This window comes from Proteus sp. ZN5 (assembly GCF_011046025.1).
Classification (GTDB): domain Bacteria; phylum Pseudomonadota; class Gammaproteobacteria; order Enterobacterales; family Enterobacteriaceae; genus Proteus.
In genome coordinates this window covers 1-25,321 of record NZ_CP047639.1, presented here as the reverse complement: position 1 = coordinate 25,321, position 25,321 = coordinate 1, and the positions used below count along the sequence as shown (strand labels likewise).

The window sequence follows — 25,321 nt, the reverse complement described above, 5'->3', positions numbered from 1 at the left end:
AAATTTGCGCTTGTGATTTATACACTACCTGTAGATTATGGATGTGTAAACATCTAGACGGCTAAAAACAGGATTTTAATTATGACAATTCGCAATCACACACTCGGTTTCCCTCGTATTGGCTTAGATAGAGAGCTAAAAAAGGCGCAAGAAAATTATTGGGCAGGCAAGATTTCACAGGAAGAATTGGTTGCCGTGGGTAAAGTACTTCGCGCTCGCCATTGGCAACAGCAGGCAGATGCAGGTGTTGAATTATTACCTGTTGGTGATTTTGCTTGGTATGACCAAGTGTTAGGTACAAGCCTATTGTTAGGCAACGTACCACCTCGTCATCGTAATGAAGATGGTTCGCTCGATCTTGATACTCTATTTAGAGTAGCTCGTGGCAGAGCACCAACAGGTAAACCTGTTGCTGCATCTGAAATGACGAAATGGTTTAATACTAACTATCACTATATCGTACCGGAATTTCAGCAAGGTCAGTCATTTACCCTTGCATGGAAAGAATTGCTAGAGGAAGTTGATGAAGCATTAGCACTAGGTCATAAAGTAAAACCCGTTTTACTCGGTCCTGTGACTTACTTGTGGTTAGGTAAAGTGAAAGGCCCTGAATTTGATAGATTAACGCTGTTAAAAGATATTTTACCTATCTATCAACAAGTTATTTCTATATTAAAAGAAAAAGGCATTGAGTGGGTGCAAATTGATGAGCCTGCACTGGTACTGGATTTACCTGTAGAATGGCAAAGTGCGTACCAAACAGCTTATCAAGCATTAACAGGACAAGTTAAATTACTGCTGACAACCTATTTTGATGGCATTTCTCATCATATTGATATTATTAAAAATTTACCTGTTAATGGGCTTCATGTTGATATTTCAGCTGGGCAAGATGATTTGCAATATTTACACCAAGCGTTACCTAAAGACTGGGTACTATCATTAGGTGCTATTAATGGTCGAAATGTTTGGAAAGCAGATTTAAGTACACGTTATCAACAAGTGATTGCGCTAAAAGATAAACGTCCTTTGTGGATCGGAACATCCTGCTCATTACTGCATAGTCCAATTGATTTAAATGCAGAGACGAAACTTGATGATGAAGTAAAAAGCTGGTTTGCTTTTGCTGTTCAGAAATGCGAAGAAGTGGCTTTATTAGCGAAGGCATTGAATGCACCAGACGGTGAGTATGATGAACAATTAGCACAATACAGTGCACCAATTCGTCAACGCCAGCACTCGACTCGTGTGCATAATGCAACAGTTGAGGCTCGTTTACAGGCAATTGAAGCACAAGATAGTGAAAGAAACTCACCTTATACTCAACGTGCAGAAGTACAACGGGCTCGATTTAATCTGCCATTATGGCCAACCACGACGATTGGCTCATTCCCACAAACAACAGAAATTCGTACTGTTCGTTTAGATTTTAAGAAAGGACGTATTGATACGGCAGCTTATCGCACAAATATTAGCGAGCATATTAAGCAAGCAATATCAGAACAAGAAAATCTCGGTCTTGATGTATTAGTTCATGGTGAAGCTGAACGTAACGACATGGTGGAATATTTTGGTGAACATTTTGATGGTTATGTGTTTACGCAAAATGGCTGGGTACAAAGTTATGGCTCACGTTGTGTAAAACCACCAGTGATTATCGGTGATATTAGTCGTCCAGCACCGATTACCGTGGATTGGGCAACATATGCGCAGTCATTAACGGAAAAGCCAGTTAAAGGCATGCTTACAGGTCCTGTGACAATTCTATGTTGGTCATTCCCTCGTGAAGACGTGACGCGCGAAACAATTGCAAAACAGATTGCGTTAGCACTGCGTGATGAAGTGGATGATTTACAGAAAGCGGGTATTGGTATTATTCAAATTGATGAGCCTGCATTACGTGAAGGATTACCACTACGTCGTAATGAGTGGCAGGCTTACCTTAATTGGGCTGTCGATGCCTTTAAATTAAGTGCCGCTATTGCCGATGATGAAACACAAATCCACACTCATATGTGTTATTGCGAGTTTAATGACATCATGGATTCTATTGCAGCACTGGATGCAGATGTTATTACCATTGAAACCTCTCGTTCAGATATGGAGCTTTTAGAAGCCTTCGAACATTTTGATTATCCAAATGAAATTGGACCGGGTGTTTACGATATTCACTCACCTAATGTGCCAAATGTGGAATGGATCGTCGGTTTATTAAGAAAAGCGCAATCTCGAATCCCTGCAGAGCGTTTATGGGTGAACCCAGATTGTGGATTAAAAACACGAGGCTGGACTGAAACACGCGCAGCATTAGCGAATATGGTTGAGGCGGCTAAGTATTTGCGTCAGAGCGTGTAATAAAATAATTAATCGTTCATTAGCCTGTTATTTTTGACCTGCTACTTTAGATAAGTCGCATAGTCAAAATAGCAGGCTAAATTTATATAAAATAAAAAAGAAAGGTATTCATTAAAACTTAGAGTAAATCTGATTATTGATATTCATTAGAGTTGCTATACTGCGAAAACTCTCTATTTTATGGATATAATTATTGTGCAAACTAGCATTAAACTTTCGGATAAAGTATTAGATGCTTTTCCAACTCGACCTTTGAAATTAGTTCCACTAAGAGGAGACGGTGGATTATTTCGCACCTTATTCTTAGTAGTTTTCATGCTAGCAATGACGGTATTTAGCGCTTATCAAATTCCCAATATTCTTTATGATTATAAAATCAGTGAGAATGCAGTACCTGTTGATGCTACGGTGAAGGGTTCTTGTCGCTCGCAACTCTTTGTTCTGACTAACTGTAGTGTTGATTTACGTTATAAAGGTAATGAAGTTTCGCGTAATTTTACTTTTTTAGATTTAGGTCCTAAAGATGTGTTAGTTGAACCCGTCGCTGATGCAAATGATCTAAGTAAAATGACCGTTGATGTGGCAATAGATAATATTTGGCTTCGTTTAATTAGCACTATTATTTTTATCGGCTTATTTGGTTTTAGTGTGATCTTTTTTATTCATCGTCAAATATTGACGAGTAAAGTGAGAAAAGCATTATTATCAGTGGGAACTCAGCCTTTAAAATTAATAGCCATCCCTGCCAAAATGGTTGTGAGTAATAAGCAATTTATTGCCACTTATCATCTTAATTTAGAGGGTAAAGATATCCGTATTGCTTATTCAGGGAATAAGAAAACCCCTCCTATTGTGATTGAGCAAAATGGAAATACTTATGTATTAGCCGTTTATTCACCACAACAGAATATCCCTTATGCTTTAGATGTGCCTTTAGAGCGCATTCAGGCAACGCCTGAAGAGAAACAACGTTTTCATGAAGCGTTGATTGAAGAAGGTTTGCTGTAATCAATTTTGATTATTAAGAATGTGATGCGTTTTCTCTTATGAAATGTAAGGGAAAACGCATTAAAACAGTCTGTTTATTTAGCCGCCAAAAATCTTCGCTTTTAAAATATCCATACCAGCACTGACTAAATCTAAGTCTTTAGGTACAACGCCATCCGGTGTGACTTTATCAATTAATTTAGGTAAGTATTGCGCCGCCATTTCAGAAGCTTCTGTCGCATTTAAATTAATTTTTGACGCCAGTTCGTTAATAACAGGCGATGAAAAAACCGCTACGATTTGTTCAGCACTGATAGGTAAATTTGTATTGGTACTTATCCAAGATTGAATAAGCTCACTTAAACCCGCTGTATCAAATTGCTTTACTAAGCCTTCAATACCACCTTGAGATCCAATCCACTCAAGGACAGTTTTATATTGATTGATTTTTTCGCCACCTAGTAGGCTCGCAATTTGGTTAAATAAGCTCATGTTTACTCCAGTGACGATGTGTTTGTCACATTTGGTGTTTATATTTTAAGGGCGGGTAGTGTACGCGTTATGTTCGTTATACTTCAAGCTACTCGTCATACTTCAAGCTGTAGCGTTGTTGACTTCATTCTCTCGCACTAGTTACATACTATTGTATGCTCCTAGCGACTCGTTCATTTGTCGCCTAGCTACACCTCGAATTATTTAGAGTATTTACTCGTCATAGTTTAAGTCGTAGCGTTGTTGACTTCATTCTCTCGCACTAGTTACATACTATTGTATGCTCCTAGCGACTCGTTCATTTGTCGCCTAGCTACACCTCGAATTATTTAGAGTATTTACTCGTCATAGTTTAAGTCGTAGCGTTGTTGACTTCATTCTCTCGCACTAGTTACATACTATTGTATGCTCCTAGCGACTCGTTCATTTGTCGCCTAGCTATACCTCGAATTATTTAGAGTATTTACTCGTCATAGTTTAAGTCGTAGCGTTGTTGACTTCATTCTCTCGCACTAGTTACATACTATTGTATGCTCCTAGCGACTCGTTCATTTGTCGCCTAGCTACACCTCGAATTATTTAGAGTATTTACTGTCATAGTTTAAGTCGTAGCGTTGTTGACTTCATTCTCTCGCACTAGTTACATACTATTGTATGCTCCTAGCGACTCGTTCATTTGTCGCCTAGCTACACCTCGAATTATTTAGAGTATTTACTCGTCATAGTTTAAGTCGTAGCGTTGTTGACTTCATTCTCTCGCACTAGTCACATACTATTGTATGCTCCTAGCGACTCATTCACTTGTCGCCTAGCTACACCTCGAATTATTTAGAGTATATGTGCATCAAGGTATTTGAGTCGTCTATACTGATAAATGAAATGTTTATTTTAGTGAATGATTGAAGTAAGCGAATATGGGTGATGTATTCGCTGAAAATGTATTTCGAATGTCATTTTTCGTGATAATCGTCACAATTTTATGAAATTTTTACTTTGCTTGGTGTCTTGTAAGTGATGTTTGTCACTAAAAAGGTCTAGAAAACTGATACAGTAACTTTTAATTTAATGATCATTGGTTTTGTCCCATTGAGGAGTCCGATATGTCTGATGTATTTCACTTAGGTTTAACCAAAAATGACCTACAGGGTGCCACTTTAGCAATTGTTCCAGGTGATCCTAAGCGTGTTGAAAAAATTGCAAAATTAATGGATAACCCAGTTCATCTGGCTTCTTTACGTGAATACACGTCATGGCGTGGCGAAATTGATGGCAAAGCCGTCATTGTTTGCTCAACAGGTATCGGTGGTCCATCTACCTCTATCGCTGTTGAAGAATTAGCACAGTTAGGTATCCGTACTTTCTTACGTATTGGTACAACAGGTGCAATTCAAGAGCATATCAATGTAGGTGATATTCTTGTTACTACTGCTGCGGTTCGTTTAGATGGCGCAAGCTTACATTTCGCACCAATGGAATTCCCAGCGGTTTCTGATTTTGAATGTATGAATGCACTGTACAAAGCCGCTAAAGACAATGGCTCAACTGTACACGTAGGTGTAACAGCATCTTCAGATACATTCTATCCAGGACAAGAGCGTTACGATACCTATACAGGTCGCGTTGTTCGCCGTTTCAAAGGCTCTATGAAAGAGTGGCAAGAAATGGGCGTAATGAACTATGAAATGGAATCTGCAACATTATTAACAATGTGTGCAAGCCAAGGTTTACGTGCAGGTATGGTTGCGGGTGTTATCGTAAACCGTACTCAACAAGAAATTCCAGATGCGGAATTACTGAAGAAAACTGAAAATAATGCACTAGGTATCGTTATCGAAGCCGCTCGCATTTTAATGAAATAAGTTTTTTTTCATCAAATATGAAAGCTCTTAATACATAAGTGTTAAGGGCTTTTTTTGTATGGTAATTCATCAGGTTAATGTGTTAACAAGCACTGATTTCTGTTAAGGTCTTTGAGGTCTTAACAATACAACAATGAGAAGAGGCATTATGACTGATATATTACAAACACATCCTTCGGTGTTGCCTTTAGTCGGCGGAATTAACTTTCGTGATTTAGGCGGTAAAAAATTGAGTAACGGTGGTGTTATTAAGCCTGGAATGCTCTTTCGCTCTGGCTCGCTGGATAGATTAACCAATACAGACCAATCTCTTCTCATTGATAAAAATCTTTTTCAAATCATTGATTATCGTGATACTGGCGAAATCGTTGATAAACCAGACCGTATCTGGGATGGTGCACAATATTATCATGCTCCTGCCAATCCGTTATCCAAAGAAGTCTCTGCCAATCTTGAAAAATTGACGCCTGAAATACTTGAACAATTTGATGCTAAAGCCTTTATGTTTCAACTATATAAGTTATTACCTATTAATAACCCTGCCTATAAACAATTAGCTACGTTATTAAAACAACCGGAAAAAGGGGGCGTAGTGCAACATTGTGCAGTAGGTAAAGACAGAACCGGTGTTGGCTCTGCTTTAGTATTATTCGCACTCGGTGCGTCTTTAGATGTGGTAATGGAAGATTACTTGCTTACCAATGAAACATTAGCGCCTTATCGCGCTTATCTTTTAGAAGAACATGCCAAAACAATGAGTGATAACATTGTTGATAAATTTGCCTATGTTTATTCGGTACAAGAAGAGTTTCTGCAAACGGCATTAGCGAGTATTAATCAACATTACGGTAATGTGGATACTTGGCTAGAAAAAGATATCGGTTTAGATGCTTCTAGCCGAGATGCCTTACAAAGTTATTTTCTAGAATAATGAAGTGATTTATATTCGGTTAATCAGGATATTTTATTTTACTTAGGTTAACCGAATTTAAGGTCTCTATTTTGACAGTACAAGACATTATTCATACCATCACTCTCTTTGTAAAAGAGCACGAGATCTGGGCTATTCCGATCGTGTTCTTTCTTGCTTTTGGTGAGTCACTCGCGTTTATCTCTTTACTTATTCCCGCCACGGTTATTTTATTGGGGTTAGGTGCCTTAATTGGTGAGAGTGGTCTGTTTTTCTGGCCGATTTGGCTTGCTGCTGCATTAGGCGCGTTCTTTGGTGATTGGGTGTCGTACTGGGTAGGATTTCACTATAAAGACGGGGTGAAAAATTTATGGCCAATTTCACGTTCACCACAAACATTGGTTAGAGGTCATCAATTTTTTAATCGTTGGGGAATTTGGGGGGTGTTTATTGGACGCTTTTTTGGGCCTTTTCGTGCAATTGTCCCGTTAGTTGCGGGGATTTGTGCGATGCCACAACGTTATTTTCAAATTGCTAATTTAACATCAGCCATGATTTGGGCTTTTGGCATTTTGGCGCCCGGTGCTTTTGGTTTGCAATGGCTTGCGAAATGGATGGGATAACTGCGTCCTTTATCGCAAATCAAGTCATGATGTAAATTGTTGCTAGACAATATTACCTATGCGTTTTAACGTAGCCCGTTGGAAAGTAAAAAGGTCACTTTAGTGGATATTCAGTTGTTATATGGGATCATTGGTTTATTAGGTGGTGTACTTGTTGGCGGCGCGCTGGTTTGGTGGTCTATCCAACAACGTTTATCCGATAAAGAAGCCATGCTACGTGAAAATCACACACAGCTTGCTATCGCCCAAGAAAAAGCGGTGATTATCCCTTCTTTACAACAACATATAGAACAACTAGAGCAAGAATTACGAGCTCAGCGAGAAATTATTACTTCTCAAGAAGCTGAATTAAGAGAAGTGACAACTCGCTGGGAAGAAAGCCGAATATCCGCAGAAGAAAAACAACGATTATTAATAAATAGTGAGCAACGGCTTGCAACGCAGTTTGAGAACTTAGCTAATCGTATTTTTGAACAAAGTGGACGTAAAGCTGAAGAGTTAAATCGCCAAGGATTGACGCACTTACTTTCCCCCTTTCGTGAACAGCTCGAAAGCTTTCGGCGACAAGTTCAAGATGGTTTTGGGCAAGAAGCCAGAGAACGACATACCTTGGTTCATGAAATTCGCCAGCTTCAACAATTGAATGTAAAAATGGCGCAAGAAGCCGTTAACTTAACTAATGCCTTGAAAGGAGATAATAAAGTTCAAGGTAACTGGGGCGAAACAGTATTAGCACGTATATTAGAGTCTTCAGGATTACGTGAAGGTCACGAATTTGAAACACAGGTGAATATTCGACATGAAAATGGTAGTCGCTATCAACCTGATGTAATTGTGCATCTACCTCATGGTAGAGATGTTATTATCGACGCTAAAATGTCGCTGGTGGCATATGAAAAGTATTTTAGTAGTGACAATGATAATGAACGTAAACAAGCGCTTTATGCGCATGTGAACTCAATTAAAGCGCATATTAAAGGATTGAGTGTAAAAGATTATCATAAACTACCGGGTGTAACGTCTTTAGACTATGTTTTAATGTTTATACCTATTGAGCCCGCTTATCTTGTTGCAATTGGTCATTCTCCAGACTTGCTAGAAGAAGCATTGAAAAACAATATTATGTTAGTTGGGCCATCTACTTTACTTGTTGCTTTGCGTACAATAGCCGCATTGTGGCGTTATGAATATCAAAGCCAAAATGCGCAAGAAATTGCAGACAGAGCGGCTAAAATGTATGACAAATTAAGACTTTTCGTTGATGATATGCAAGGGCTAGGAAATAGTATTCAAAAAGCGCAGTCTGGCTATCTATTAGCGATGAAAAAACTCTCTGAAGGTCGTGGAAATCTAATCAGTCAAGCGGAAGGCTTTAAATCCTTAGGGGTTGAGATAAAAAAAACGATTGATAATGATCTCATTGAAAAATCAGCATCTGATTGATTTGATAAAATAAAGAGATAAAGATTTCTGAAAACGACCAGTACTGAATTTACTAAATTTTGATTAATTAGCGGGCAAATAATATGACTCAACAAACTAAGGAAACAACAGATTTTGGTTTCCAAACCGTTGACAAAGATGATAAACAAACCATGGTTGCAAGGGTTTTTCACTCTGTCGCGTCTAAGTATGATTTAATGAATGACTTGATGTCTTTCGGTGTTCACCGCATTTGGAAACGTTATACCATTGAAGCAAGTGGTGTTAGACGTAACCAACGTGTCCTTGACCTTGCTGGTGGTACTGGTGATTTAACAGCTAAATTTTCTCGTCTTGTGGGTGAAAACGGAGAAGTTGTTTTAGCTGATATCAATGACTCAATGTTGAAAATGGGACGTGAAAAGCTACGCGATCACGGTATTGTGGGTAATGTTAACTATGTACAGGCAAATGCTGAAGAGTTACCTTTCCCTGATAACCATTTTGACTGCATCACTATCTCCTTTGGCTTACGTAATGTGACTGATAAAGCAAAAGCTTTACGTTCTATGTTCCGTGTATTAAAGCCAGGTGGACGTCTGTTGGTGCTAGAATTCTCTAAACCTGTTCTTGATCCTTTAAGCAAGATTTATGATGCTTACTCTTTCCATATCCTACCGAAAATTGGTCAAGTGATTGTGAATGATGCTGAAAGTTACCGTTATTTAACGGAGTCAATTCGTATGCATCCAGACCAAGAAACACTAAAAGGCATGATGGAAGAAGCCGGATTTGATCAAGTTACCTATACCAATATGACCGGAGGTATAGTTGCCTTACACAAAGGATTTAAATTCTGAGATGGAAAAAGCCACTTTTTCTCATGATATTGCTTCTCAAGTACTGTATCCGATGCTAACAGCATCAATGGAGACAGCTCTTAATCACGTTTTATATCAGGAAAATGTGCTTAAACCTGCCCGCAATCGTCTTGCGGGCAAAGTGTTGGCGCTTTCTATCAATGAGTTTCCTCGTTCCATCTACTTAGTCTTTAGTGAACAACAAGTTGACGTATTAAGTCAGTGGGATGATGAAACTGATTGTTTGATAAAAACAAAATTATTAACTTTGATTAAGCTTCGTGATCGCCAAAAAATGTCAGAACTGATCAACCGTGGTGATATCACTATTGATGGTGATATGCAGGTTGTTCAAAATTGGGCTGCATTATTGGATATGGCGCAGTGGGATCCTGCGCAATATTTAGCACCTTATATCGGTGATATTGCAGCACAAAGCCTGACTGTTGTTGCAGGAAAGGGTGTTCAGTTATTTTCTTCACTCTTAAGTCACCAAAAAGATTATTTACGTGACACATTAATTGAAGAGTGGAAAACCGCACCTAGTGCATTAGAAACAGTCCATTTTTATGATGAAATAGAAGAACTTGCACAGCAAACAGCCGAGCTGGAAAAACGGTTAGGCACATTGGAGAAAAAATAATGCTCCTTAGTGAGTTAAAGCGCCTCTATCATATTATTCAGGTATTTTTATCTTATGGGCTTGATGAGTTAATTCCTAAACACCGAATTACTTTACCTGCAAGATTAGGATGCCGAGCACTATTTTGGATCAAAAATAAACATCCAGAAAAACCATTAGGTGAACGCTTACGACTCTCATTGCAAACATTAGGCCCTGTTTGGATTAAGTTAGGCCAAATGTTATCAACTCGACGTGATCTTTTCCCTCCTCAAATTGCTGACCAGCTTGCATTATTGCAAGACAAAGTAGCTCCTTTTGATGGTAAGAAAGCACGACAATATATCGAAAACTCATTTGGTGGCCCTATCGACCAATGGTTTGATGATTTTGATGAAACTCCACTGGCTTCAGCCTCTATTGCGCAGGTTCACACTGCAAAATTAAAAGAAAACGGCAAAGAAGTGGTACTAAAGGTTATTCGTCCTGATATTCAACCAGTGATAAAAGCAGATATCCGTTTGATGTATCGCTTGGCAAATCTATTACCGTTTTTACCTGATGGTCGTCGTTTACGACCAAAAGAGGTGATCCGCGAATACGAAAAAACATTACTCGATGAGCTAAATTTACTGCGTGAAGCGGCTAATGCTATTCAGTTACGTCGTAATTTTGAAAATAGCTCTATGCTGTATATTCCTGAAGTATATTCAGATTATTGTCATGAAAATGTGATGGTAATGGAGCGTATTTATGGTATTCCCGTTTCTGATATTGAAGCGTTGAATGCACAAAAAACGAATATGAAGCTTCTTGCAGAGCGTGGAGTAAAAGTCTTTTTTACTCAGGTGTTTAGAGATAGTTTTTTCCATGCTGATATGCATCCTGGTAATGTGTTTATTAGCTATGATCACCCTGAAAATCCATATTATATCGGAATTGATTGCGGTATCGTTGGTTCATTAAATAAAGAAGATAAACGCTATTTAGCTGAAAACTTCTTAGCCTTCTTTAACCGTGATTACCGAAAAGTTGCAGAATTACATGTTGATTCAGGCTGGGTGCCAGCAGATACCAATGTAGAAGATTTTGAATTTGCGATCCGTACTGTGTGTGAGCCGATTTTTGAAAAACCACTTTCTGAGATCTCATTTGGGCATGTGTTACTTAACCTTTTCAATACAGCTCGTCGTTTTAATATGGAAGTGCAACCACAGTTAGTTTTACTGCAAAAAACATTGCTTTATGTTGAAGGACTGGGTCGTCAGCTATACCCACAATTGGATTTATGGAAAACGGCAAAACCTTTCTTAGAAGATTGGTTACATAGTCAGATTGGTATCACGGCACTAGTGAATGGTATAAAGAGCAAAGCGCCTTACTGGATTGAAAAAATGCCAGAGATACCAGAGTTGGTTTATGATAGTCTGAAGCAACATAAAAATATGAAGTTAACGCTAGACAAATTGACGGAACAAATAAGTTCGCAAAGAGTCAAACAGAGACAGTCTCTATTTTTATTGGGTATAGGTACAACACTGTTTTTATGCGGTAGCCTGTTTTTTGTTTCTGGTTTTAAAACATTATTCAGTGTTTTTATCAGTTTAGGCCTTCTTGCATGGATTTTGGGTTGGTTTAGATCTGGTAATGCACAATAAAAACACATCAAAGTTTGTCTTTGAGCAAGTTAAAAGATGAATTCGGGATTCCCGAAAATTGAATTCGTTGTATATAATGGGCACTGTTATTAAGTATAACCCCGAAAATAGTTGAGGAACATAAAATGGGCGGTATTAGCATTTGGCAATTACTCATCATCGCTGTCATCGTTGTCTTATTATTTGGTACAAATAAACTGCGCACATTGGGCTCAGATTTAGGTGCATCAGTAAAAGGCTTTAAAAAAGCGATTGGTGACGAAGCTGCAGATAAAGACACCAACAACGCTGAAAAAACAAATAACGACGCAGATTTTGATACTAAAAATTTAGCGCAGAAGACTTCAACAGAAGAGAAGTCTACAACTGAGAGCAAAAACAAAGAGCAGGTGTAAACCGTGTTTGACATTGGTTTTAGTCAGCTGCTATTGGTCATGGTGATTGGTCTTGTTTTTCTGGGGCCAGAACGTTTGCCCGTAGCAGTAAAAACAATTGCTGGCTGGGTAAGGGCGCTACGCTCTTTGGCTGCGAATGTGCAAAATGAACTGACTCAAGAACTAAAACTTCAAGAACTCCAAGAGAGCTTGAAAAAAGTTGAAGAGAAAGCGAATTTGCAAACGCTATCGCCAGAGCTGAAAGCGTCCATGGATGAGTTAAAAGAGGCTGCACAGTCTTTGAAACAAACTTATCAAACACCTACAACGCCAGACTCCACGAAAGAGCAGTCTGTAAAAACCGACTCTACGGAACCTTCACCTTCTGATTTAGCCGCACTTGCTGAAACTGATGAAGTTAATGATGATGCTAATCGCCATAAACCTGTGGCAGAAAGTGTTACAAAGACAGAAGTTCCTGTTACTCAACCAGTAACATTAGAGAAAAAAACAACTGATCAGGTCAATGGTGAGCATTAAAACATGGCAGTAAATGATACCCAACCGCTGATCAGCCATTTAATAGAACTACGCAAGCGTTTGATGTATAGCTTGGTGTCAGTTCTTGTGGTTTTTTTAGCGCTGGTTTATTTTTCTAACGATATCTATCAATTAGTCTCGGCTCCATTACTCGAGAAGTTGCCAAAAGGGTCAAATATGAGTGCGACAGATGTTGCCTCTACATTTTTGACTCCGATTAAATTGACAATCATGGTATCCGTTTTTGCTTCTGTACCTGTTATTCTTTATCAGGTATGGGCTTTTATCGCACCAGCATTGTATAAACACGAACGCCGCTTAATGCTGCCATTACTTGTTTCAAGTACAGTATTATTCTATCTCGGTATGGCGTTTGCTTATTTTGTTGTGTTTCCTCTTGCATTTGGCTTCTTTGTTAATACAACCCCTGAAGGGGTTAACTTTATTCCAGACATCAGTAAATATCTCAGCTTTGTGATGACGCTCTTTATGGCGTTTGGTGCTGCTTTTGAAGTACCTATTGCGATTATTTTACTGTGCTGGAGTGGCGTAACGACACCCGATGCTTTAAAGAAAAAACGTCCTTATATTCTTGTGGGTGCATTTGTCGTAGGTATGGTATTGACACCTCCAGATGTTTTCTCCCAAACCTTACTCGCAATACCTATGTACTTACTGTTTGAAATCGGAGTCATGGTATCGCGTTTTTATGTAGGTAAGGGAAGAAGAGCATCTGAAGAAGAACCAGAGGAAGCAGAGGCGGAAGCTGAAGCAGAACAGCAAAAATAATTTTAGAAACGCATTTTCTAAAATCCTATAATATTAGCCCAGCAACTGCTGGGTTAACTTTTTCTAGAGCGACTCTTTCTTAAATTCTTTATTTCCTACCGATTTTTTCACTTCACTATTTAATATATTTAAAAGCAAAATTGAACGGGCCTCACCATCCGGCTCTTGATATATGGCTTTTATCCCTTGAAAAATACCCTCTGTAATTAACACACTATCGCCACTATGAGGCACATTTTCTTCACTATAAGTAAGAGAAGAAAGTTGTGGTATTTGCAGTGTGTCAATTACATCTTGAGGAACAGTAACAGGATATTGCCCAAAGCGAACAAATGAGTTTACCCCACGCGTTGAGTTAATGGTCGTGGTATGGATCACTTCAGGATCAAATTCTATAAAAAGGTAATTAGGGAAAAGTGGTTCTGTTACGGTAGTGCGTTTTCCTCTTAATACTTTTTCTATGGTTACCATAGGTGTAAAACAGCCCACTTGCTGACGTTCTAAGTGTTCGATAGCGCGAGGGATTTGCCCTCGTTTACAATACAGCAAATGCCAGTTTTTCATAATAGAGACAATAGGTTAGTTAAATTTAATTTAAGCGATGATAGCAAATTTATAATTAAGGTAACAGTTATCTATCAGGGATTAAATAAAAAATAGATCGACGTGGTTTTATACTGAAAAAAGAACAGAAAAGCTGTGTTTATACGCAATAAAAAGGCTTGTTTTTGTGACTTTTACATTGATCTCGGATAGAGGTAACAAGTTGACAAAAAAGTGATGGTAAAAACAAGAAAAAGCTTTCAAGATAATTATCTTAGAATTTTTTTCATAATTATAAAGAGGTTCTGTAATGGAAGTTTTTTTATTAAGTAACGGAAAAATTGCCGGGGATCCACGTTGGTTAAGTTATGCAAAAGATAATATCGATAGCATGATTAAAAAACGTGGTATTCGTTCTGCTGTATTAATTGCTTATGCCGTTATTCGTTCCGATCATGATCAACGTGCCCGTGATTTATCAGAAGTGTTGGGTATTGAAGTTACTTGTATTGAACATTTTGATTCGGAAGTTGATGCAATCAACAATGCAGAATGTATTTTAGTTAGTGGTGGTAATACTTGGTTATTAAACCAAATGTTGCATGAAAAAGGATTGGTTGTTCCAATTCAACGTGCAGTACGTGAGCGCAATATTCCTTATATTGGTTGGAGTGCAGGTTGTAACGTTGCAACACCAACAATTCGTACCACTAATGATATGCCTGTACGCTCCTCTGTTATTATGCCTTCATTAGGTTTATTCCCTGTTCAAATTAACCCACATTACATTGATGCTTCTATCAGCGGTCATATGGGGGAAACTCGCGATGAGCGTATTGCAGAGTTTTGTGCAATTAACCCTGAAGAGATTGTTGTGGCTATCCGTGAAGGTAGTTACTTATATATTCAAGGTGAAGAATTACATTATTACAGCGCTAAAAATGAAGGTTTTAAAATCTTCCAACATGGAAAAACATTCCCTGAACAGTTTGATACTAAATTGCTTTCAGAGTGGGTTCCATTCCGCTGTTTATAAGCATAGTGAACGCGACTAAATAAAAAGCATTGCATTTTAGTGAGTTATGCGTTTAGCTTATAGCGTCTCAAAGAGGGCATTGGCCCTCTTTTCTTTCACTCACTGGCTCGTAAGATTATGATGAAATACCGCGATTTAAGAGATTTCCTTTCATTATTAGAAGAAAAAGGTGAATTAAAACGTATCACCTATGAAATAGATCCCTACCTTGAAATGACCGAAATAGCGGACAGAACTTTACGTGCTGGTGGGCCAGCGCTGTTGTTTGAAAACCCTAAAGGGTTTGATATGCCAGTGCTTTGTAACTTATTTGGTACACCAGAGCGTGTAGCAATGGGGATGGGGCAAGATGATGTTAAAGCCTTACACGAAGTTGGAAAGTTATTAGCTTTTCTAAAAGAGCCTGATCCTCCGAAAGGTTTTCGTGATCTCTTTGATAAGTTACCTAAATTTAAGCAAGTTTTAAATATGCCAACAAAACGCTTGAGTAAAGCCCCTTGTCAGGAGGTGGTTTTAACAGGTGATGACGTTGATTTAACGAAGATCCCCGTTATGCATTGTTGGCCTGAAGATGCGGCGCCTTTGATTACTTGGGGATTAACGGTGACTCGCGGTCCATTGAAAGAGCGCCAAAACCTAGGCATTTATCGTCAGCAAGTGCTGGGTAAAAATAAAGTGATTATGCGCTGGTTATCGCATCGTGGTGGTGCTTTAGATTTTCAAGAGTGGTGCCAAAAACATCCCGGCGAACGGTTCCCAGTTTCCGTAGCATTAGGGGCAGATCCCGCCACTATTTTAGGTGCGGTAACACCTGTACCAGACACCTTATCTGAATATGCATTCGCTGGTTTATTGCGTGGTAATAAATCAGAAGTTGTAAAATGTCTTTCAAATGATCTTGAAGTGCCTGCAAGTGCTGAAATTATTCTTGAAGGTTACATTGAGCCGGGCGAATTAGCCCCAGAAGGACCATATGGTGATCATACAGGATATTATAATGAGATTGATTCATTCCCTGTGTTTACCATTACGCATTTAACGCGCCGTAAAGATGCAATTTATCATTCAACATATACAGGACGTCCGCCTGATGAGCCCGCAGTATTAGGCGTTGCGTTAAATGAAGTGCTTGTTCCTATATTACAAAAACAGTTTCCTGAAATTGTAGATTTTTATCTACCCCCAGAAGGATGTTCTTACCGTTTAGCGGTTGTGACAATGAAGAAACAGTATGCAGGTCATGCTAAACGCGTAATGATGGGAGTTTGGTCTTATTTACGGCAATTTATGTACACCAAATTTGTGATTGTTTGCGATGATGATGTTAATGCAAGAGATTGGAAAGATGTGATTTGGGCAATCACGACCAGAATGGATCCTGCGAGAGATACCATTATGATGGAAAATACGCCTATTGATTATCTCGACTTCGCTTCACCTGTTTCTGGATTAGGCTCAAAAATGGGTCTTGATGCTACCAACAAATGGCCGGGTGAGACAGATAGAGAATGGGGTAGACCTATTGTGATGTCTGATGAAGTTAAGCAACGAGTCGATACTATTTGGGAACAGCTCGATATTCTTAAATAATAACAGAGGAACAACATGGCAATACTGAATTGTAAAGTCTCACTTGTTGAGCCGATGACAGATACGGTTTATCGGGTAAGGCTATTACCTGATGGCGAATTTGATTTTCAGGCTGGGCAATATCTTTTAGCGGTTATGGATGAACGTGATAAACGTCCTTTTTCTATTGCATCTATACCTGAAAATAAAGACTTTATTGAACTTCATATTGGTGCGTCTGAACTCAATCTTTATGCGATGGCTGTGCTTGATGTGATATTAGAAAAACAGCAGCTTACCATTGATATTCCTCATGGGAATGCGTGGTTTAAAAAAGAGAGTCAACGGCCTCTATTATTAATTGCTGGCGGTACTGGATTCTCTTATACCCATTCAATTTTATTGGCTGCATTAGCTGAAAACCCACAGCGACCTATTACAATTTATTGGGGTGGAAGAGAAAGCGTTCATCTCTATGATCTTAATGAATTACAAGAATTGTCAGAATTATATCCGTCTTTGTCTGTGGTTCCTGTGGTGGAGCAACCAGATGAAGCATGGCGAGGCAGAAAAGGTACGGTATTAACGGCAATAAGCGAAGATTTTGGTGATTTATCCGAATATGATATTTATATTGCAGGGCGCTTTGAGATGGCAAAAATCGCCAGAGATCGTTTTTGCAATGAGCGTAATGCAGATAAAACACGCCTATTTAGCGATGCTTTTGAATTTATCTGATAAAACCAAAGTGCCTCATTATTTGTTATTATTTTCATTTTTAAAACCATAAAAAAACCCGCCCCTGACGGCGGGAAAATGGTTTCTAACCATGCAATCGAAAAGAATACTTTCTCAACGATAAGAACGCAGATATACAAAATGCGGTATTAAACACGTTCTATAATTGTTGCAATACCTTGCCCTAATCCAATACACATGGTGGCTAAGCCAAACTGTGCATCTTTACGCTCCATAATATTTAATAATGAAGTGGTTATTCGAGAGCCTGAACAACCTAAAGGATGCCCTAAGGCAATTGCTCCGCCATTTAAATTAATTTTGTCATCGATACTATCGAGTAAATTCATTTTCTTCATGCAAGCTAATGATTGTGCTGAAAAAGCTTCATTTAGTTCAAAAATATCAATATCACCTAATGTTAATCCCGCTTTTTTCAACGCAATTTCTGTTGCAGGAACAGGGCCGTAACCCATAATTGCAGGATCACATCCTGTCACCGCCATAGCACGAATAACGGCGCGAGGTTTTAAATTGTGCTCTTTGGCGTAACTTTCACTGGTGATAAACATGGCGGATGCACCATCAGAAACCGCAGATGAATTGCCTGCTGTTACAGAGCCAGTAGCAGGATCAAATACAGGTTTAAGTTGCGCTAATTCTTCAAGGCTTGGGTTATAACGAATCACTTCATCATTTTTTACATTGATAAAATTACCCGTTGCATCATGACCATTGATAGCTACTATCTCATGATCAAAATAGCCTTGTTGTGTGGCTATCGCCGCTAAATGGTGTGAGCGATAAGCGAATTTATCTTGCTCTTCGCGTGAAATTTGGAATGATTTTGCTAACATTTCTGCTGTTAATCCCATTGAAAATGAGGCCTTAGCAACAGAAAGATTAAGTGATGGATTAAAATCCGCATTATAAGTCATTGGCACATGACCCATATGCTCAACACCACCGATTAAGGCTACTTGGCTATCACCCAACATAATTTGACGCGCACCATCATGTAATGCTTGCATTGATGAGCCACATAACCGGTTAACTGTAACGGCTGGAACCTTGTGTGGAAGTTCAGCCAATAACGCCGCATTACGAGCAATATTAAAACCTTGCTCTAAAGTTTGTTGCACGCAACCCCAAATTACATCGCCGATATCATTAGGATTAATATTAGGATTACGTTTTAGTAGTGCTTGCATCAGGTGAGCAGAGAGGTTTTCCGCTCTGACATGGCGAAATGCACCACCTTTTGAGCGGCCCATTGGAGTACGAATACCATCAATTATGACAACCTTTTCCATTTCATATCTCCTTAAGCGAGTTCTCTGATGTTAACATCTACTTTTGCGGGCTTTGGATAATAGGTTTCGTTGCGCTGTGCTTTCTGTTTTAAGCTTTCAGGGATTTGATAAAGCGGCCCTAATGATGCGTATTGTTGTGCATCTGCAACAAATTGCGCTAATCCGATGGTATCAAGGTAACGGAATACACCACCGCGGAAAGGAGGGAAGCCTAAACCATAAACTAAAGCAATATCGGCTTCTGCTGGTGAGGCAATAATACCTTCATCTAAGCAACGGATAACTTCATTGATCATTGGGATCATCATACGAGCGATAATTGCATCTTGGCTAAACTCTTGCGTTTTGCCTGCATTTTGTTGAATAAGTGTTTGAATTTCACCATCAACCGATTTCTGTTTTTTACCTCGTTTATCAACAGAGTAATTATAGAAACCATGATTATTTTTCTGTCCATATCGCTGTTGCTCATATAAAAGAGCAATAGTATCTCTCTCAATGGTGCCCATTCTGTCAGGGAAACCTTGAGCCATTACGGCTTGAGCGTGATTTGCTGTATCAATACCGACAACATCAAGTAGGTATGCAGGTCCCATAGGCCAGCCAAATACCTTCTCCATCACTTTATCAACAGCAATAAAATCAGCGCCATCTCTTAGTAAGAGAGAGAATCCTGCAAAATAAGGAAAGAGAACTCGGTTTACAAAGAAGCCAGGACAATCATTAACGATAATCGGTGTTTTTCCCATTTTACTGGCGTAACTGACAATCCGATTAATGGTCTCTTCACTGGTTTTTTCGCCTTTAATAATTTCAACTAATGGCATGCGATGAACAGGGTTAAAGAAGTGCATTCCACAGAAATTCTCAGGACGCTTTAAGGATTTTGCGAGTAATGAAATGGGAATGGTTGAAGTATTAGAAGCAAGGATCGCGTTATCAGCTAATAGTGCTTCTGTTTCTGCAAGCACAGTTGCCTTTACTTTTGGGTTTTCAACAACTGCTTCGACAACAACATCCGCGTCACTAACAGAGGCATAATTTAGTGTTGGTTGAATAGAGGCGAGAGTTTTCGCCATATCTACGGCACTCATTCGACCTTTTTCTTGACGTTTTTGTAACAGGCTTAACGCTTCATTCATACCCAGTTCAAGGGATTTTGGGCTAATATCCTTCATTACAACAGGAATACCTTTTAAGGCTGATTGATAGGATATTCCTCCCCCCATGATCCCAGCACCTAATACGGCGGCCTGTTTAGGCAATTCAGCATGACGTTTTTTCGTGATATTTTTCACGTACTGATCATTAAGGAAAATACCAACTAAGGCTTTTGCAACATCAGTGCGTGTGAGCTTAACAAAGTTTTCAGTTTCGAGAGCCAGTGCTTCATCTCTATTTAGGAAGGCTGCTTTTTCAATAGTTTTTACAGCAGTGATAGGCGCTGGATAGTGAGGGCCTGCCACTTTCATCACCATACCTTTAGCTACACTGAAAGACATTTTATGTTCAAGTTCTGTCAGCCTTAATGGTGCTATTTTTGGGTGTCGTGCCGCTTTCCAATCAATTTTGCCTTCAATTGCTTGCTCGATTAATGAAATAGCACTTTCTTTTAAATTTTCTAGAGGGACAATTGCTTGGATTAATCCATTTTGAAGCGCTGTTTGAGCATCAACATCTTTACCCGCAGTAATAATTTCTAATGCGTTATCGACACCGATTAAACGAGGAAGACGTACGGAACCACCGAAGCCCGGCATAATCCCAAGTTTCGTTTCTGGTAAACCGATACGTAAATCAGGAGAAGCAATACGAAAATCAGTAGCAAGTACGCACTCGCAGCCACCGCCAAGTGCATAGCCATTAATCGCCGAAACGGTAGGAACAGGTAAGTCTTCAAGTCGACTAAAAATCTGATTAGAGAAATGTAGCCACTGAGATAATTCTTCTTCAGGGGCATCAAAAAGGGATAAAAACTCGGTAATATCAGCACCGACGATAAAAGCTGGTTTTTCTGAACGCAAGATAACGCCTTTTAGACCCGGTGTTGCTTCTAATACCGTTAAAGCCTCGCTTAGCATAGCAACCGTTTTGGTATCTAATTTATTAATAGAACCTTTGGCATTAAAAACGAGTTCAACAATACCTTGTTTCACCCAATCGGCTTGAATATTTTCGCTTTGATAGAGCATTTGTATTCTCCCTAAATATATAGACTGGTATGACCAGATATTAAGAGTGTGAATACTATGTTAAATAAATGCAAATATTTGATTAAAAAACTGCAAGGGTGATCACAGTGAAATTATTCAACTTATTGAATTCTATGTTGTTGCTCAGTTTGCTAAAAAAAGAGGAGATAAATTGGTAATAATCTATTTTTGTTATGGGGTTAGCCACTAAAAGAGTTGGCGTGTTAAGCTGAATCATTAACAATGAATAAGATAAGGTAATTAATAATGGAAAAATTGCTCTCTCTGTACCAAGAACATATCAAAACTCTACAAAATCGTACTCGTGATGCTTTATCCAGACACCATCTTGATTCTGTATTAATTCATTCTGGTGAACCTATTCGAGTTTTCCTTGATGACAGTGATTATCCTTTTAAAGTGAATGCACATTTTAAAGCATGGGTGCCTGTGACCGATGTACCACATTGCTGGTTATTAGCGGATGGTGTTAATAAACCTAAATTATGGTTCTATTCCCCAGTTGATTATTGGCACAGTGTTGAAGCTTTACCAAATAGCTATTGGACTCATGAAATTGAGTTAATTCATCTTAAAAATGTGGATGATATTCAAAAAGAGCTCGCACCTTATATTAATAAAAATACTGCTTACATTGGTCCAAATACACAGCGAGCAGAATCATTAGGTGTAAGCATTGATAATGTTAACAATCAATCTCTTCTTAATTATTATCATTACTATCGTGCCTATAAAACAGGTTATGAATTAGCTTGTATGCGTGAAGCGCAAAAAATGGCTGTCAACGGACATATTGCTGCACGCGAAGCATTCCAAGCTGGATTAAGTGAGTTTGATATTAATATGGCGTATTTAATGGCAACAGGTCATCGTGATACCGATGTACCTTATGGCAATATTGTCGCCTTAAATGAACACGCAGCTGTTTTGCATTACACAAAGTTAGATCATGAATCACCAGATGAATATCGTAGTTTCCTTATTGATGCGGGTGCAGAGTATAATGGTTACGCAGCCGATATCACTCGTACTTATAGTGCAAAAGAAAATCATGAATTTACTTCTTTAGTTAAAGATATGAATGATGCACAACAAGCGTTGATTGCAACGATGAAAGCGGGTGTGCGTTATACTGAATATCATGTTCAAATACATCAACGTATTGCTGGATTACTTAATAAGTACGGCATTGTTAAAGGTGTTAGTGAAGAAGAGATGGTAAGCGCTGGATTAACTACACCATTTTTACCTCATGGTTTAGGGCACGCTTTAGGTCTGCAAGTTCATGATGCGGCTGGTTTTATGCAAGATGATAAAGGAACCCATTTAGCAGCTCCTGCAATGTATCCATTCTTACGTTGCACACGTATTGTTGAACCGGGCATGGTATTAACAATTGAACCTGGGTTTTATTTTATCGACTCTCTGCTAGCGCCTTGGAAAGAAGGGAAATACAGTACTCATTTCAACTGGAAGCTGATTGAGCATTTCAAACCATTTGGTGGTATTCGTATTGAAGATAATATTATCATCCACGATAACAAAATTGAAAATATGACCAGAGATTTACACTTAGCCTGATGAAAGCATATTTGATCCCCGCTGAAACCGTAGAATTCAGTGAAGAAATAAAGAAGAGTCGTTTTATTACATTTATTGCTCACACTGAAGGTATTGATGCAGCAAAAGCTTATATTCAGTCTATCAAAGAGCAATTTCCTGATGCCCGACACCACTGTTGGGCTTTTGTTGCAGGAAGACCCGATGACTCACAACAATTAGGTTTTTCTGATGATGGTGAGCCAACAGGTACTGCGGGAAAACCTATTCTTGCACCTCTTTTAGGGAGTGGAATGGGAGAAGTTACCGCAGTGGTTGTTCGGTATTTCGGTGGGATCAAATTAGGAACTGGCGGATTAGTTAGGGCTTATGGCAGTGGCGTTCAACAAGCATTAAAGCTTTTGCCAACAAAAACGAAAGTACCACAGTTGCGTTTTAGAGTAGCATGTGAATATTCACTTGTTTCATTACTTGAACAAGTCGTTGAACAATATCATGGGCAAGTACTTTTAAGTGAATATACTGATAAAGTCACTTTTATACTTTCATTGCCTGCCGTGCATAGCGGTGAAGTTGAAGTTAAACTACGAGATATAAGTCGTGGCAGTATGCAATTAATCCCGTTAGATAAAAATGAATAATCTTTGCTACCAAGGAAATCGCTAAATGCATTTTCGTTCAATAACCCGTATTGTCGGACTGCTTGTTATCTTATTTTCTGTCACGATGATCATTCCCGGTATTGTCGCATTAATATATCGAGATGGTGCAGGGCGTGCATTTAGCCAAACATTTATTGTTGCATTGATCATTGGATTAATGCTGTGGATCCCCAATCGACATAAAAAAAGTGAGCTTAAGCCTAAAGAAGGCTTTCTTATTGTTGTCTTATTTTGGACGGTATTGGGTAGTGTAGGGGCATTGCCGTTTATCTTTTCTGAACAACCTCACCTTTCTATTACTGATGCCTTTTTTGAGTCTTTCTCTGGACTGACTACGACTGGTGCCACGACGCTTGTGGGGCTAGATTCATTACCTAAAGCTATTTTGTTTTATCGCCAAATGCTCCAATGGTTAGGCGGGATGGGGATCATTGTATTAGCTGTCGCTATTCTTCCACTTTTAGGTGTTGGGGGCATGCAATTATATCGCGCAGAAATGCCGGGGCCATTGAAAGATAATAAAATGCGCCCTCGAATTGCAGAAACAGCGAAAGCACTTTGGCTTATCTATGTCTTATTAACCATCATTTGTGCCTTAGCATTATGGATTGCAGGTATGGATGTGTTTGATGCTATTTCTCATAGCTTTTCAACTATTGCAATTGGTGGGTTTTCTACTCACGATGCCAGTATCGGTTATTTTAACAGCCCAACCATTAATATCATTATTGGTGTATTCCTTTTGATCTCTGGTTGTAACTTTGGTTTGCACTTTGCCGTATTAACGGGAAGAAGTTTAAATATCTATTGGCGTGATCCTGAATTTCGTATGTTTATCTCAATTCAATTGGGATTAGTCATTATCTGTAGCGGTATTCTGTGGCTTTATTCTGTATATGACACAGGATGGATAACGATAAATCAGGCTTTTTTCCAAGTAGTCTCTATGGCGACAACGGCAGGTTTTGCCACAGATAGCTTTGCACAATGGCCTGCATTTTTACCTCTTCTATTATTATGTTCGGCATTTATTGGTGGCTGTGCAGGATCAACGGGTGGGGGATTGAAAGTCATTCGTATCTTGCTTTTATTCCTACAAGGGAATCGTGAATTAAAACGTCTTGTTCACCCAAATGCTGTTTATACCATCAAACTTGGTCATCGAGCATTACCTGAACGTATTATTGAAGCCGTGTGGGGATTCTTCTCTGCTTATGCGTTGGTATTTATTATTAGCTTAATGTTGTTGATAGCGACAGGCGTTGATGAATTTTCTGCATTTTCTGCCATTGCAACCACATTAAATAATCTTGGCCCTGGATTAGGTATTGTCGCTGACAACTTCACGACAATGAATCCAGCTGCAAAATGGATACTTGTCGTGACAATGCTATTTGGACGACTAGAAGTTTTCACACTATTGGTTTTATTTACCCCAACGTTTTGGCGTGATTAACCTAATACAAGGAGTAATGTATGAGCGCACTATTGCTGTATTGTAGTACCGATGGTCAAACTAAAAAGATAATGATGCAAATTGCGAATGAATTAAGACAACATGGTCATGAATGTGATGTGAGAGATTTAACCTCTGTTCAGCAGAGTTTAAATTTGTCTGCGTATAGTAAAGTCTTAGTCGGCGCTTCTGTCCGCTATGGTTATTTTAATAAAGTCCTCGATAAATTTATTACTCGCCATCTTACACAGTTAAATAATATGCCGTCAGCATTCTTTGGCGTTAATCTTACGGCAAGAAAAGCTGAGAAGAATACACCAGAGACTAATTCCTATATACGTAAGTTCTTAGAGAAGACGCCTTGGAAGCCAACCTTAACAGGTGTATTTGCCGGTGCTCTTTATTATCCTCGTTATAAATGGATTGATAGAGTCATGATCCAGTTAATTATGAAGATGACTAAAGGCGAAACTGATCCAACAAAAGAAATTGAATATACGGATTGGAATAAAGTAAGCGAATTTGCGACGTATTTTGCCAAAATTGAGTGATATTTAAACTTTACTGTGGGGTTTTTATACGTCTTGTTGGAGTTTTGAACGAACAGAAAATTATTTTAAAAAAACACTTGCGCTAATCGGGGAACTCCCTATAATGCGCATCCACTGACCGGCGATGAGCAAACAACAGCCACGAAGGACAGCGAAGAGAAAAGAAAAAAGTTTGAAAAAACTCTTGAC

At 38.9% G+C, this 25,321-nt stretch carries 23 protein-coding genes; 19 read left to right on the top strand and 4 right to left on the bottom strand.

Going from position 1 to position 25,321, the window contains the following annotated elements:
• Positions 1 to 81 precede the first annotated feature (81 nt).
• A complete protein-coding gene (gene metE / locus GTK47_RS00115) occupies positions 82 to 2,355 on the top strand; it encodes a 5-methyltetrahydropteroyltriglutamate--homocysteine S-methyltransferase (RefSeq protein ID WP_165121755.1) in 2,274 nt (757 codons plus the stop codon).
• A gap of 180 nt (positions 2,356 to 2,535) precedes the next feature.
• A complete protein-coding gene (locus GTK47_RS00110; protein WP_165121754.1) occupies positions 2,536 to 3,363 on the top strand; it encodes a hypothetical protein in 828 nt (275 codons plus the stop codon).
• Between the two features lie 78 nt (positions 3,364 to 3,441).
• Here the strand turns inward: GTK47_RS00110 and GTK47_RS00105 are convergent, their stop codons facing one another.
• Positions 3,442 to 3,834, bottom strand: a complete 393-nt coding sequence (locus GTK47_RS00105) for a YidB family protein (RefSeq protein WP_165121753.1) — start codon at positions 3,832 to 3,834, stop codon at positions 3,442 to 3,444.
• Between the two features lie 1,100 nt (positions 3,835 to 4,934).
• On the opposite strand from GTK47_RS00105, the gene udp reads away from it, so the two are divergent.
• The 10 genes from udp to tatC all read left to right on the top strand — a co-directional run bounded on the left by udp (position 4,935) and on the right by tatC (position 13,491).
• A complete protein-coding gene (gene udp, locus GTK47_RS00100) occupies positions 4,935 to 5,693 on the top strand; it encodes a uridine phosphorylase (RefSeq protein WP_023583501.1) in 759 nt (252 codons plus the stop codon).
• 148 nt (positions 5,694 to 5,841) lie between these two features.
• The gene (locus GTK47_RS00095; protein ID WP_165121752.1) at positions 5,842 to 6,624 is read left to right on the top strand and encodes a tyrosine-protein phosphatase; all 783 of its coding nucleotides are present in this window, start codon (positions 5,842 to 5,844) and stop codon (positions 6,622 to 6,624) included.
• A 71-nt stretch (positions 6,625 to 6,695) separates the two neighbouring features.
• Entirely contained in the window at positions 6,696 to 7,226 is a 531-nt protein-coding gene (locus tag GTK47_RS00090; RefSeq protein WP_161710608.1) for a DedA family protein, read from the top strand.
• A 102-nt stretch (positions 7,227 to 7,328) separates the two neighbouring features.
• On the top strand, positions 7,329 to 8,669 hold the full coding sequence (gene rmuC, locus GTK47_RS00085; RefSeq protein ID WP_165126397.1) for a DNA recombination protein RmuC: 1,341 nt from the start codon (positions 7,329 to 7,331) through the stop codon (positions 8,667 to 8,669).
• An 83-nt stretch (positions 8,670 to 8,752) separates the two neighbouring features.
• Positions 8,753 to 9,508 carry a bifunctional demethylmenaquinone methyltransferase/2-methoxy-6-polyprenyl-1,4-benzoquinol methylase UbiE gene (gene ubiE / locus GTK47_RS00080; RefSeq protein WP_075672293.1) on the top strand — a complete coding sequence of 252 codons (756 nt, stop codon included), beginning with the start codon at positions 8,753 to 8,755 and terminating at the stop codon, positions 9,506 to 9,508.
• A gap of 1 nt (position 9,509) precedes the next feature.
• Positions 9,510 to 10,151: an SCP2 domain-containing protein gene (locus GTK47_RS00075; protein ID WP_165121751.1), complete on the top strand. Its 642-nt coding sequence runs from the start codon at positions 9,510 to 9,512 to the stop codon at positions 10,149 to 10,151.
• Entirely contained in the window at positions 10,151 to 11,788 is a 1,638-nt protein-coding gene (gene ubiB / locus GTK47_RS00070; RefSeq protein ID WP_165121750.1) for a ubiquinone biosynthesis regulatory protein kinase UbiB, read from the top strand. The genes GTK47_RS00075 and ubiB overlap by 1 nt, the downstream gene beginning before the upstream one ends.
• Before the next feature lie 125 nt (positions 11,789 to 11,913).
• The gene (gene tatA, locus GTK47_RS00065; protein WP_006535549.1) at positions 11,914 to 12,183 is read left to right on the top strand and encodes a twin-arginine translocase TatA/TatE family subunit; all 270 of its coding nucleotides are present in this window, start codon (positions 11,914 to 11,916) and stop codon (positions 12,181 to 12,183) included.
• Between the two features lie 3 nt (positions 12,184 to 12,186).
• Entirely contained in the window at positions 12,187 to 12,702 is a 516-nt protein-coding gene (gene tatB, locus GTK47_RS00060) for a Sec-independent protein translocase protein TatB (RefSeq protein ID WP_165121749.1), read from the top strand.
• Positions 12,703 to 12,705: 3 nt separating this feature from the next.
• Positions 12,706 to 13,491, top strand: coding sequence for a Sec-independent protein translocase subunit TatC (tatC, locus tag GTK47_RS00055; RefSeq protein WP_165121748.1), 786 nt, complete (start codon positions 12,706 to 12,708; stop codon positions 13,489 to 13,491).
• Positions 13,492 to 13,554: 63 nt separating this feature from the next.
• On the opposite strand, the gene rfaH is transcribed toward tatC, so the two are convergent.
• On the bottom strand, positions 13,555 to 14,055 hold the full coding sequence (gene rfaH / locus GTK47_RS00050) for a transcription/translation regulatory transformer protein RfaH (protein WP_023583494.1): 501 nt from the start codon (positions 14,053 to 14,055) through the stop codon (positions 13,555 to 13,557).
• Between the two features lie 289 nt (positions 14,056 to 14,344).
• Between rfaH and pepE the strand changes: the two genes are divergently transcribed.
• The 3 genes from pepE to fre all read left to right on the top strand — a co-directional run bounded on the left by pepE (position 14,345) and on the right by fre (position 17,377).
• Positions 14,345 to 15,070, top strand: a complete 726-nt coding sequence (pepE, locus tag GTK47_RS00045) for a dipeptidase PepE (RefSeq protein WP_023583493.1) — start codon at positions 14,345 to 14,347, stop codon at positions 15,068 to 15,070.
• 120 nt (positions 15,071 to 15,190) lie between these two features.
• Entirely contained in the window at positions 15,191 to 16,660 is a 1,470-nt protein-coding gene (ubiD, locus tag GTK47_RS00040; protein WP_088493899.1) for a 4-hydroxy-3-polyprenylbenzoate decarboxylase, read from the top strand.
• A 15-nt stretch (positions 16,661 to 16,675) separates the two neighbouring features.
• Positions 16,676 to 17,377 carry an NAD(P)H-flavin reductase gene (fre, locus tag GTK47_RS00035; protein ID WP_165121747.1) on the top strand — a complete coding sequence of 234 codons (702 nt, stop codon included), beginning with the start codon at positions 16,676 to 16,678 and terminating at the stop codon, positions 17,375 to 17,377.
• A gap of 149 nt (positions 17,378 to 17,526) precedes the next feature.
• On the opposite strand, the gene fadA is transcribed toward fre, so the two are convergent.
• Positions 17,527 to 18,690, bottom strand: coding sequence for an acetyl-CoA C-acyltransferase FadA (gene fadA, locus GTK47_RS00030; protein WP_165121746.1), 1,164 nt, complete (start codon positions 18,688 to 18,690; stop codon positions 17,527 to 17,529).
• Positions 18,691 to 18,701: 11 nt separating this feature from the next.
• Positions 18,702 to 20,882, bottom strand: a complete 2,181-nt coding sequence (gene fadB / locus GTK47_RS00025) for a fatty acid oxidation complex subunit alpha FadB (RefSeq protein WP_165121745.1) — start codon at positions 20,880 to 20,882, stop codon at positions 18,702 to 18,704.
• Positions 20,883 to 21,149: 267 nt separating this feature from the next.
• On the opposite strand from fadB, the gene pepQ reads away from it, so the two are divergent.
• The 4 genes from pepQ to hemG are packed head-to-tail and all read left to right on the top strand — an operon-like array spanning position 21,150 to position 25,132.
• On the top strand, positions 21,150 to 22,484 hold the full coding sequence (pepQ, locus tag GTK47_RS00020; protein WP_165121744.1) for a Xaa-Pro dipeptidase: 1,335 nt from the start codon (positions 21,150 to 21,152) through the stop codon (positions 22,482 to 22,484).
• The gene (locus GTK47_RS00015) at positions 22,484 to 23,104 is read left to right on the top strand and encodes an IMPACT family protein (protein WP_165121743.1); all 621 of its coding nucleotides are present in this window, start codon (positions 22,484 to 22,486) and stop codon (positions 23,102 to 23,104) included. The genes pepQ and GTK47_RS00015 overlap by 1 nt, the downstream gene beginning before the upstream one ends.
• Before the next feature lie 25 nt (positions 23,105 to 23,129).
• Positions 23,130 to 24,581: a Trk system potassium transporter TrkH gene (gene trkH / locus GTK47_RS00010; protein WP_036914641.1), complete on the top strand. Its 1,452-nt coding sequence runs from the start codon at positions 23,130 to 23,132 to the stop codon at positions 24,579 to 24,581.
• 20 nt (positions 24,582 to 24,601) lie between these two features.
• Positions 24,602 to 25,132, top strand: coding sequence for a menaquinone-dependent protoporphyrinogen IX dehydrogenase (gene hemG / locus GTK47_RS00005; RefSeq protein WP_165121742.1), 531 nt, complete (start codon positions 24,602 to 24,604; stop codon positions 25,130 to 25,132).
• Positions 25,133 to 25,321: the final 189 nt, after the last annotated feature.

Excerpts from the sequence above, each read along its gene's own strand:
- metE (WP_165121755.1), top strand. The coding sequence starts at position 82 with ATGACAATTCGCAATCACACACTCGGTTTCCCTCGTATTGGCTTAGAT.
- GTK47_RS00110 (WP_165121754.1), top strand. The coding sequence starts at position 2,536 with ATGGATATAATTATTGTGCAAACTAGCATTAAACTTTCGGATAAAGTA.
- GTK47_RS00105 (WP_165121753.1), bottom strand. The coding sequence starts at position 3,834 with ATGAGCTTATTTAACCAAATTGCGAGCCTACTAGGTGGCGAAAAAATC.
- udp (WP_023583501.1), top strand. The coding sequence starts at position 4,935 with ATGTCTGATGTATTTCACTTAGGTTTAACCAAAAATGACCTACAGGGT.
- GTK47_RS00095 (WP_165121752.1), top strand. The coding sequence starts at position 5,842 with ATGACTGATATATTACAAACACATCCTTCGGTGTTGCCTTTAGTCGGC.
- ubiE (WP_075672293.1), top strand. The coding sequence starts at position 8,753 with ATGACTCAACAAACTAAGGAAACAACAGATTTTGGTTTCCAAACCGTT.
- GTK47_RS00075 (WP_165121751.1), top strand. The coding sequence starts at position 9,510 with ATGGAAAAAGCCACTTTTTCTCATGATATTGCTTCTCAAGTACTGTAT.
- ubiB (WP_165121750.1), top strand. The coding sequence starts at position 10,151 with ATGCTCCTTAGTGAGTTAAAGCGCCTCTATCATATTATTCAGGTATTT.
- tatA (WP_006535549.1), top strand. The coding sequence starts at position 11,914 with ATGGGCGGTATTAGCATTTGGCAATTACTCATCATCGCTGTCATCGTT.
- tatC (WP_165121748.1), top strand. The coding sequence starts at position 12,706 with ATGGCAGTAAATGATACCCAACCGCTGATCAGCCATTTAATAGAACTA.
- rfaH (WP_023583494.1), bottom strand. The coding sequence starts at position 14,055 with ATGAAAAACTGGCATTTGCTGTATTGTAAACGAGGGCAAATCCCTCGC.
- pepE (WP_023583493.1), top strand. The coding sequence starts at position 14,345 with ATGGAAGTTTTTTTATTAAGTAACGGAAAAATTGCCGGGGATCCACGT.
- ubiD (WP_088493899.1), top strand. The coding sequence starts at position 15,191 with ATGAAATACCGCGATTTAAGAGATTTCCTTTCATTATTAGAAGAAAAA.
- fre (WP_165121747.1), top strand. The coding sequence starts at position 16,676 with ATGGCAATACTGAATTGTAAAGTCTCACTTGTTGAGCCGATGACAGAT.
- fadA (WP_165121746.1), bottom strand. The coding sequence starts at position 18,690 with ATGGAAAAGGTTGTCATAATTGATGGTATTCGTACTCCAATGGGCCGC.
- fadB (WP_165121745.1), bottom strand. The coding sequence starts at position 20,882 with ATGCTCTATCAAAGCGAAAATATTCAAGCCGATTGGGTGAAACAAGGT.
- pepQ (WP_165121744.1), top strand. The coding sequence starts at position 21,150 with ATGGAAAAATTGCTCTCTCTGTACCAAGAACATATCAAAACTCTACAA.
- GTK47_RS00015 (WP_165121743.1), top strand. The coding sequence starts at position 22,484 with ATGAAAGCATATTTGATCCCCGCTGAAACCGTAGAATTCAGTGAAGAA.
- trkH (WP_036914641.1), top strand. The coding sequence starts at position 23,130 with ATGCATTTTCGTTCAATAACCCGTATTGTCGGACTGCTTGTTATCTTA.
- hemG (WP_165121742.1), top strand. The coding sequence starts at position 24,602 with ATGAGCGCACTATTGCTGTATTGTAGTACCGATGGTCAAACTAAAAAG.